The sequence below is a fragment of the Streptomyces iranensis genome, from assembly GCF_017874715.1.
Lineage (GTDB): Bacteria > Actinomycetota > Actinomycetes > Streptomycetales > Streptomycetaceae > Streptomyces > Streptomyces iranensis.
Window position 1 is genome coordinate 51,091 of record NZ_JAGGLR010000006.1, and the last position, 10,512, is coordinate 61,602.

Sequence of the window (10,512 nt, forward strand, 5' to 3'; positions counted from 1 at the left end):
CTTGGGCCCGCGTCAGGAATCGTTGCCGTCGAGGCTGTCGAGGTCGAGCGCCATGTCGATGAGGTGCTGGACGTCCATCTCGTCGATGGACTCCGCCTCGTCCTCGGCGCGGCTGGGGTCGGAAGTGGCGGCTTGTGGATCGGCCAGCCGGAGCAGCGTGTCCAGCAGTCCGGCCTCCCGGATCCGGCTCATCGGGATGGTGGCCAGGGTGCGGCGCAGCTCGACGTCCTGCGGATCGAGGTCCACGTCGGACAGGGCGTGGCCGGGACCGTGGCCGGGGCCGTCCGGGACCAGCTCGGTCAGCAGGTGCTCGGCGAGCGCGGCCGGTGTCGGGTAGTCGTAGACCAGACTCGCGGGCAGCTTGAGGCCGGTGGCCGCGCCGAGCCGGGTGCGCAGTTCGACCGCGGTGAGCGAGTCGAAGCCCAGCTCGTTGAAGGCGCGCCCGGCCTCGACCTCGTCGGCGGAGGCGTGGCCGAGGGCGCCGGCCACATGGCTGCGGACCAGCTCCAGCACCGCGTCCTCGCGCTCGGCCGCGGACCGCCCGGCGAGCCGCTCGCGCAGGCCCGACGCGCCTTCGGCCGCCGCCGTGTCCGCCGGCTCGCCGTCGCCGCCGCCGCGCAGGGCCTTGGCCACCTGCGGCAGATCGTCGATCAGCGGGCGGGGGCGGGCGGCGGTGAAGGCCGGGGCGAAACGCTCCCAGTCGACATCGGCCACCGTCACGGCGGTCTCCTCGCGGGAGAGCACCCGCTGGAAGGCGACCATGTTCAACTCCGGTGCCATGGGCGGCAGTCCACGGCGGCGCAGCTGCTCCTCCGCGTTGCCCTCGGCGGCCATGCCGCCCTCCGCCCACGGGCCCCAGGCCACCGAGGTGGCGGGCAGGCCACGGGCCCGGCGCTGTTCGGCCAGCGCGTCGAGGAAAGCGTTTCCGGCCGCGTACGCGCCCTGGCCGCCACTGCCCCACACCCCGGCGATCGAGGAGAAGAGCACGAAGGCGTCCAGCGGGTCGGCGTCCGCGCCGAAGAGCGCGTCGAGGTGGACCGCACCGGTCGTCTTGGCCGCCACGATCCGGGCGAACTCGGGGAGTTCGGTGCCGGTGCCGGGCTCCTGGGAGATCCCGGCCGAGTGCACCACGGCCCGGACCGGGGTGCCGTTGGCAGCCAGCTTCTCCACCAGCGCAGCGAGCGCGGGGCGGTCGGCCACATCGCACGCCTCGACGGTCACCGCCGTGTCGGTGCCGGACAGTTCGGCCACGATCTCGGCCGCGCCCGGCGCGTCGGGGCCACGGCGGCTGAGCAGCACCAGCCGCTCCGCACCGTGATCCGCCAGCCAGCGGGCCACATGCCGCCCCAGGGCGCCCGTGCCCCCGGTCACCAGCACGGTGCCGCGCGGCGTCCAGGGCTCGGCCGCCGCGGTGGCCGCGGTGCGCGCGGCCGGGACGAGGCGGCGTACGAAGACCCCGGTGGCGCGGATCGCCACCTGGTCCTCGTCGTCCGACCCGGCGAGTACGGCCGCGAGCCGGTCCAGTGCCCGCTCGTCCACGGTCTCCGGCAGATCCACCAGACCGCCCCAGCGCTCGGGCTGCTCCAGGGCGACCACGCGGCCGTAGCCCCACACCTGGGCCTGGGTGGCGCTGTCCAGCCGGTCGGCGCCGCCGGTCGAGACCGCGCCCCGGGTGGCGCACCACAGCCGCGCCGGGGCGTCGTCACCCCGCCGCGCCAGCGCATCGGCCAGCGCACCGGTCAGCGCGAGGCCGACCGGCACCGCCGGATGCTCCGGATGCGGCCGCTCGTCCAGCGCCAGCAGGGACAGCACCCCGGCCACCGGGCCGTCGGCCGACGCCGCGGCGAGACGGTCGGCCAGGGCGGCGGGGTCGGTGTCCACGGCGTCCAGTTCGAGCGTGACGGCCCGTAGGCCGCGCCGCGTCAGATCGTCGGCCACGGCGGTGATCCGCGGGTCGTCGGCGTGGCTCGCCGGGACGACGGTCAGCCAGGTGCCGGAGGGGACCGGAGCACCCGACGGGCCGCCCTGCGGACGCGGCTTCCACATCACGTTGTAGAGGTGGCCGTCGGCGGCGGACCGCTCGCGCTGGGCGCGGCGCCACGACGACAGGGCGGGCAGCACCGCGCTGAGCGGCTGGTCGCCCTCGACCCGCAGCTCACCGGCGAGCGACTCCCAGTCCTCGCGCTCCACGGCCTCCCAGAACCGCGCGTCCACCGCGTCCACGGCGCCCTCGGCCGGGGTCCCGGCCACCGGGGCGGTGTCCGGCCAGTAGCGGCGGCGCTGGAACGCGTACGTCGGCAGGTCGACGCGGTGTGCGCCGGTCCCGGCGAAGTATCCGGCCCAGTCCACCTCGGCACCCCGGACATACGCCTGGGCGAGCGCGGTCGTGACGGTCTCGGCCTCGGGGCGGTCCTTGCGCAGCGCGGCGGCGGAACCGGCCGCGCCGGCGTCGGTGACGCACTCCTGGACCATGGCGGTGAGGACGCCATCGGGGCCCAGCTCGACGTAGGTGGTGACGCCCTGGGCTTCCAACGTCCGTACGCCATCGAGGAAGCGGACCGCCTCGCGGACGTGGCGCACCCAGAAGTCGGGGCTGGTGATCTCCTCGGTGGAGACCAGCTCGCCGGTCAGGTTGGACACGATGGGGATGCGCGGGGATTCGTATGTGAGCCCCCGCGCCACCTCACGGAACGCCTCCAACATGCCGTCCATGCGCGGGGAGTGGAAGGCGTGGCTGACCGTGAGGCGCTTGGTCTTACGGCCCTGCGCCTCGAAACCGGAAGCGATCGCGACAGCCGCGTCCTCGTCACCCGCGATGACCACGGAAGTGGGCCCGTTGAGAGCGGCGATCGAGACCCGCTCGTTGACCAGCGGCAGCACCTCGTCCTCGGAGGCCTGGACGGCGATCATCGCCCCACCAGTGGGCAGCTCCTGCATCAGACGGCCACGCGCGGCCACCAGCTTCGCCGCGTCCGCGAGCGAGAACACACCCGCCACATGCGCGGCGACCAGCTCACCGATGGAGTGGCCGGACAGGAAGTCCGCCTTCAGACCCCACGCCTCCACCAGCCGGAACAGCGCCACCTCGATGGCGAACAGCGCGGGCTGAGTGAACCCGGTCCGGTCCAGCGTCTCGGTGTCATCCCCGAACAGCACCTCCCGCAACGGCCGCTCAAGATGCGCGTCCAGCTCCGCACACACCGCGTCCAGCGCCTCCGCGAACACCGGGAACGCGTCGTACAGCTCACGCCCCATCCCCAGCCGCTGGCTGCCCTGCCCCGTGAACAGGAACGCCACCTTGCCACCGGCCGCCGAACCCTGAACGAGCCCCGCCGCGCCACGCCCCTCGGCCAGCGCCGCGAGCTGGTCGCCGAGGAGGTCGCCGTCCCGGCCGAGCAGCACGGCCCGGTGTTCCAGCGCGGCACGCGAAGTGGCCAGGGAGTACGCGAGGTCGAGCGGGCGCGGACCGTCGGCCCCGGCGGTGGCCACGGAGGGGCGCAGCCGTGTGGCCTGGGCCCGTAGCGCGTCCTCGGTACGGGCCGAGACCGGCCAGGCGAGGACGGGCAGGGACCGCTCCGGGGCGGGCGCGGAGACCGCGTCCATGGCCGGGGCCTGCTCGATGATGGCGTGCGAGTTGGTGCCGCTGAAGCCGAACGACGACACGCCCGCGCGGCGCGGACGGCCGGTCTCCGGCCAGGGCCGGGCCTCGGTCAGCAGCTCGATGTCCCCGGCGGTCCAGTCGACGTGCGGGGTAGGCTCGCTGACGTGCAGGGTCCGCGGCAGCACACCGTGCCGCATCGCCATGACCATCTTCATGATGCCGGCGGCGCCCGCCACGGCCTGGGTGTGGCCGATGTTGGACTTCACCGAGCCCAGCCACAGCGGGCGGTCCCCGGGCCGGTCCTGGCCGTAGGTGGCGAGCAGCGCCTGCGCCTCGATCGGGTCGCCCAGCGTCGTACCGGTGCCGTGGGCCTCCACGACGTCGATGTCCGTGGCCGACAGCCCGGCGTTGGCGAGGGCCTGCCGGATGACGCGCTGCTGGGACGGGCCGTTGGGCGCCGTCAGGCCGTTGGACGCGCCGTCCTGGTTGATGGCAGTGGAGCCGAGGATCGCGAGCACCGGGTGACCGTTCCTGCGTGCGTCGGAGAGCCGCTCCACCAGGAACAGGCCTACGCCCTCTGACCAGTTGGTGCCGTCCGCGTCACCGGAGAACGCCTTGACGCGGCCGTCGGCGGCCAGTCCGCGCTGCCGGCTGAACTCGAGGAAGGCGCCCGGGGTGGACATGACCGTGACGGCACCGGCCAGCGCGAGCGAGCATTCGCCGGTGCGCAGCGCCTGTGCGGCCAGGTGCAGCGCCACCACCGAGGACGAGCAGGCGGTGTCGATGGTGACCGCCGGGCCTTCGAGCCCGAAGGCGTAGGAGAGACGGCCGGAGGCCACGCTGGAGGAGTTGCCGGTGCCGAGGTGGCCTTCGAGGCCCTGCGGCTCGTTCAGCCACAGGGTCAGGTAGTCCTGGTCGTTGGAGCCGATGTAGACGCCGGTACGGCTGCCGCGCAGCGCGGCCGGGTCGATCCCGGCCCGCTCGAACGCCTCCCAGGTGGTCTCCATCAGCAGCCGCTGCTGCGGGTCCATCGCGAGGGCTTCACGCGGCGAGATCCCGAAGAACGTGGCGTCGAAGTCGGCCACGTCGTGCAGGAAGCCGCCCTCGCGGGTGTAGCTGGTGCCCTCGAGGTCGGGGTCGTCGCTGTAGAGGGTGGCGAGGTCCCAGCCGCGGTCGGCCGGGAACGGGGTGATGGCGTCGTCACCGGCCACCAGCAGCTGCCACAGCTCCTCGGGCGAGTGCACCCCGCCGGGGAAGCGGCAGCTCATCGCGACGATCGCGATCGGGTCGTCGCGGTCCACCGCGCTGATCACCCGGTCGGGGACGTCTCCGTCGGCCGGATCCCCCGCGATCTCCTGACGCAGATGGCCCGCCAGGGCGGTCGAGGTGGGGTAGTCGAAGACGAGCGTCGGCGGCAGCCGCAGCCCGGTGGCCTCGCGCAGCAGGTTGCGCAGCTCGACGGCGGTCAGGGAGTCGAAGCCCAGGTCCTTGAACGCCCGGCCCTCCTCAACGGCCTGCGGGCCCGCATAGCCGAGGACGGCCGCCACCTGCGTACGGACCAGGTCCAGCAGCAGCCGGTCCCGCTCGGCCGCGCTCAGCCCGGCCAGCCGCTCCGCCAGCGCGGAACCGCCACCCGCGGCGGTGTCCACCGCGCGGCGCACCGGGACCCGCACCAGCCCGCGCAGCAGCGGCGCGAGCGCGCCCGCCGCGGCCTGGGCGCGCAGCGCCACGGCGTCCACGCGCATCGGGACCGGTGCCACCTCGTCCGTGGTGAGCGCGGCGTCCAGAAGCGCCAGGCCCTCCGCCGGGGACAGCGGCGGAAGTCCGGCGCGCCGCATCCGGCTGATGTCGGACTCGTCCAGGCCACCGGCCATCCCGGCGCCCGCCCAGGGGCCCCAGGCAAGCGAGACGGCTGGCAGGTCCTCGGCGCGGCGGTGTGCGGCCAGGGCGTCGAGGAAGGCGTTGGCGGCCGCGTAGTTGCCCTGACCGGGGGTGCCGAACACGCCCGAGGCGGAGGAGAACAGCACGAAGGCGGTCAGGTCCAGCTCGCGGGTGAGCTCGTGGAGGTTCCAGGCCGCGTCCACCTTCGGGCGCATGACGTGCGTTATGCGCTCAGGCGTCAGCGAGCCGATCACACCGTCGTCCAGTACACCGGCCGTGTGCACGACCGCCGTCAGCGGATACTCGCCGGGGACGGTCGCGAGGGTCGCGGCAAGCGCGTCCCGGTCGGCCACATCACACGCCGACCAGCTGACCGTGGCGCCCAACTCGGCGAGCTCCGCATGGAGTTCTTCCGCACCAGGGGCCTCGCCGCCACGACGGCTCACCAGCAGCAGACGCCGTACGCCACGCTCGGCCACCAGATGCCGGGCCACCAGCCCGCCCAGCGAACCGGACGCGCCCGTGACCAGCACCGTGCCCTCGGGGTCGAAGGTGTTCCCGGTGGTCGTCCCTTCCGCGACCGGCACCCTGGCCAGCCTCGGGACACGGGCCACACCCGCGCGGACGGCCAGCTGCTCCTCGCCCGCCGCCAGCGCGGCCGGAAGCGCCGCGAGCGACGCGTCCTGGCCGTCGATGTCCAGGAGGACGAAGCGGTCCGGGTTCTCGGCCTGCGCCGTGCGCAGCAGACCGTGGACGGCGGCGCCCGCGAGGTCCGCCACCGGCTCACCGGCCTCGATGGCCACGGCCCCCGAGGTCAGCAGGACCAGACGTGAGTCCGTGAAGCGGTCGTCGGCCAGCCACTGCTGAAGCAGTCCCAGCACCTGAGTGGTGGCCTGATGCGCCGTGGTGGCGGGCGAGGGGCTTTCCCCCACCCCGCCCCTCCCCGAAACAATGGGCTCCGCCCCTTGGCCCCGGTCCTCAAGCGCCGGACGGGCCGGAGATGCCGCACCCGGGCATTCGAGTACCGCGCCGTCTGCGTGCGGGTGGGTACGCCCTTCGGGCGTGTCCTCAATCGCCGGACGGGCTTGAATTGCCGCACCCGAGTGTTCAAGTGCCGGGCACACCACTACGTACTCCGGCAGCGCCGTTCCGGAATCGACGGCCTCGCCCAGCCCCGCGAGGTCCGCGTATGCCGTGGCACCCAACCCGAACGCATCCGTGCCCAGCACCGCCCAGCGACCGCCGCCGGGCGCGCCGGCTCCCGCCCCCGCCGGGAGCTCGGTCCACTCCACGCGGAACAGCGACTCGTGGTACGCCGCCCGCGCGGCCCGCACCTGCTCCGCCGACACGGCGCGCAGCACCAGCGAGTCCACGGCCGCGACCGGCGCACCGGCCGCGTCCGCGATCTCCAGCCGGACACCGTCCGCGCCACGCAGCTGCAGCCGTACCCGCAGCGCCGAGGCGCCGCTCGCGTACAACGACACACCGCTCCAGGCGAACGGCAGCCGCCCCTGGCCGTCGCCGTCGCCCAGGCCGTCCAGGCCGAGCGCGTGCAGCGCCGAGTCGAGCAGCGCCGGGTGCAGGCCGTACGCCTGCGCGTCGGAGGCGGCGGAATCGTCCAGCCGGACCTCGGCGAAGAGTTCGTCCCCGCGCCGCCACGCGGCCGTGAGCCCCTGGAACACCGGGCCGTACCGCAGCCCGCCGTCCGCGAGCGCCGCGTACAGCTCCTCGGTACGGGCCGCCTCGGCGCCCTGCGGCGGCCACGCGGTCAGCGCGAACGACGGCCGGGGCGCGCCCGTGGCGAGCACACCGTCGGCGTGTCGCGTCCAGGGCTCCTCGGCCGGGGCGTCCTCCGCGCGGGACAGCACGGCCAGGGGCCGCCGACCGGCGCCATCGGGCGCGCCGACGGTGAGCTGCAGCCGCACGCCACCGCGTTCGGGCAGCACCAGCGGGGCGTGCAGGGTCAGCTCGTCGAGCAGATCGCAGCCGACCTGGTCACCGGCGCGGACGGCAAGCTCCACGAACGCCGTGCCGGGCAGCACCACCGCGCCCTGCACCACATGGTCGGCCAGCCACGGATGCGTATCCACACCCAGCCGTCCCGTGAACACCAGCCCATCGGTCTCCGCCAGCGGCACGGCGGCACCCAGCAGCGGATGCCCCGCCAACTCCAGGCCCACGGACGCCACATCGCCCACGGAGGCCGCGCCCGGCTCCAGCCAGAACCGCTCATGCTGGAAGGCATACGTCGGCAGATCGACGTGCTGGGCGTCCCTACCGGCGAAGTATCCGGCCCAGTCCACCGCCACACCGCGCACATGGGCGCGAGCGACGGCGGTGGTCAGCGCCTCGGCCTCGGGGCGGTCCTTGCGCAGCGCCGAGATGAACGCGGCGTCGGAAGCGGATTCGGTCACACACTCCTGCGCCATCGCGGTGAGCACACCGTCCGGGCCCAGCTCGATGAAGGTGGTGACGCCCTTGGCCTCGAGAGTGCGCACACCATCGAGGAAGCGCACGGCCTCGCGGACGTGACGCACCCAGAAGTCGGGAGTCGTGATCTCCTCGGCGGACACCACACCACCGGTCAGATTCGACACGATCGGAATCTTCGGAGCCTCGTACGACAGCCCCTCCGCCACCCGACGGAACGCCTCCAACATCCCGTCCATACGTGGCGAATGGAACGCATGGCTCACCGTGAGCCGCTTGGTCTTACGACCCCGCGCCTCGAAACCGGAAGCAATCGCGACAGCCGCGTCCTCATCACCCGCGACGACCACCGACGACGGCCCATTGAGCGCGGCGATCGACACCCGCTCGCTGAGCAGCGGCGTCACCTCGTCCTCCGACGCCTGGACGGCGATCATGGCGCCACCCGCCGGAAGCTCCTGCATCAACCGCCCACGCGCCGCAACCAACTTCGCGGCGTCAGCCAGAGAGAGCACACCCGCCACATGCGCGGCAGCCAGCTCACCAATCGAATGCCCGGAAAGGAAATCGGGCCGCAGCCCCCACGCCTCCGAAACCAACCGGAACAACGCCACCTCAACCGCGAACAACGCAGGCTGAGTGAACCCCGTCCGATCCAGTACCGCCGCATCATCCCCGAACAACACATCCCGCAACGGCCGCTCAAGATGCGGATCCAGCTCCGCACACACCTCATCCAGCGCCTCCGCGAACACCGGGAACGCGTCGTACAGCTCACGCCCCATCCCCAACCGCTGACTCCCCTGCCCCGTGAACAGGAACGCCGTCTCGCCCTCGACGACCGCGCCCTCGATCAGCCCCGGCGCGGACTCACCCCGCGCCAGTGCCTCCAGACCGGCGGCCAGTCCGGCGCGGTCCTCGCCCACGAGCACCGCGCGGCGCTCCAGGGCCGCCCGGCCGGTGGCCAGTGAGTGGCCCACATCGGCGGTGCCGAGGGCGGGTTCGCGGTCGAGACGGGAGGCGAGGTGCCGGGCGTTGTCGCGCAGCGCCGCCGCGTTCCTGGCGGAGAGGAGCCACGGCAGCACGTTGGTGGTGACCGGCGCGGCGTTCGCGGCCGGGGTGGCGTCCCCGTCCGGCTCCGGAGAATCTTCCTGAGCCTCCTCCTGATCGGGGGCCTGCTCCAGGATGGTGTGGGCGTTGGTGCCGCTCACGCCGAAGGCCGAGATACCGGCCCGGCGCGGCCTGCCGGTCTCGTCCCAGGGACGGGCCTCGGTCAGCAGGGACACCTCGCCCGCCGTCCAGTCCACGGTCGGGGAGGGCTCATCGACGTGGAGGGTCCTGGGCATGAGGCCGTGGCGTATCGCCATGACCATCTTGATGACGCCCGCGACTCCCGCCGCCGCCTGGGCGTGGCCCAGGTTGGACTTGAGCGAGCCCAGCCACAGCGGCCGCCCCTCGGGCCGCTCCTGGCCGTAGGTGGCCAGCAGCGCCTGCGCCTCGATGGGGTCGCCCAGCGTGGTGCCCGTGCCGTGCGCCTCGACGACGTCGATCTCGGCGGCGGAGAGCCGGGCGTTCTCCAGCGCCTGGCGGATGACACGCCGCTGGGAGGGGCCGTTCGGCGCCGTCAGACCGTTCGACGCGCCGTCCTGGTTCACCGCGCTGCCGCGCACCACGGCCAGCACCTGGTGGCCGTGTCGGCGCGCGTCCGACAGCCGCTCGACCAGCAGCACGCCGACGCCCTCGGACCAGCCGGTGCCGTCCGCCGAGGCGGCGAAGGACTTGCAGCGGCCGTCGGGGGCGAGGCCGCGCTGGCGGCTGAACTCCACGAAGACATCGGGGTTGGGCATCACGGTGACGCCGCCGACGAGGGCGAGCGAGCATTCGCGCTGCCGCAGCGCCTGGGCCGCCCAGTGCAGTGCGACCAGCGACGACGAGCACGCGGTGTCGATCGTGGCGGCCGGGCCCTCGAGGCCGAAGGTGTAGGCGATACGGCCGGACAGCACGCTGGTGGCGCCGCCGGTGAGCAGCAGGCCCTCCAGTTCCTCCGGCGCGCCCTGGACGTCGGAGCCGTAGCCCATGGCCGCGGCGCCCACATACACGCCGGTGCGGCTGCCCTTGACGGACGTCGGGTCGATGCCCGCGCGCTCGAACGCCTCCCAGGACGTCTCCAGCAGCAGCCGCTGCTGCGGGTCCATGGCCAGCGCCTCGCGCGGCGAAATGCCGAAGAATCCCGGATCGAATTCGGCGGCGCCGTCGAGGAATCCGCCACCGCTGTTGTAGAAGGTGCCCTTGCGGTCGGGGTCCGGATCGGCCAGTCCCTCGATGTCCCAGCCGCGGTCGGCGGGGAATCCGGAAATGGCGTCGCCGCCCTCCGCGACCAGTTGCCACAAATCCTCGGGCGAACCGACGCCACCGGGGAAACGGCAGCTCATCGCCACAATGGCGATCGGTTCCTGCGCGTCCGCCTCCACCTCGGTCAGGCGGCGACGGGCCCGGCGCAGCTCAGTGGTCATCCACTTCAGATTGTCGAGAAGCTTCTCTTCGTTCGCGCTAGCCACGGAAACGTCACCTCCTGAGGTCGGTTGAATTGAGGGCGGTCA

The 10,512-nt window shown here is 73.5% G+C and carries 1 protein-coding gene; it reads right to left on the reverse strand.

Translation table 11 applies throughout. From position 1 onward, the window contains the following. Window positions 1-12: 12 nt before the first annotated feature. On the reverse strand, window positions 13-10,470 hold the full coding sequence (locus J2Z30_RS12115; RefSeq protein WP_044575056.1) for a type I polyketide synthase: 10,458 nt from the start codon (window positions 10,468-10,470) through the stop codon (window positions 13-15). Window positions 10,471-10,512: the final 42 nt, after the last annotated feature.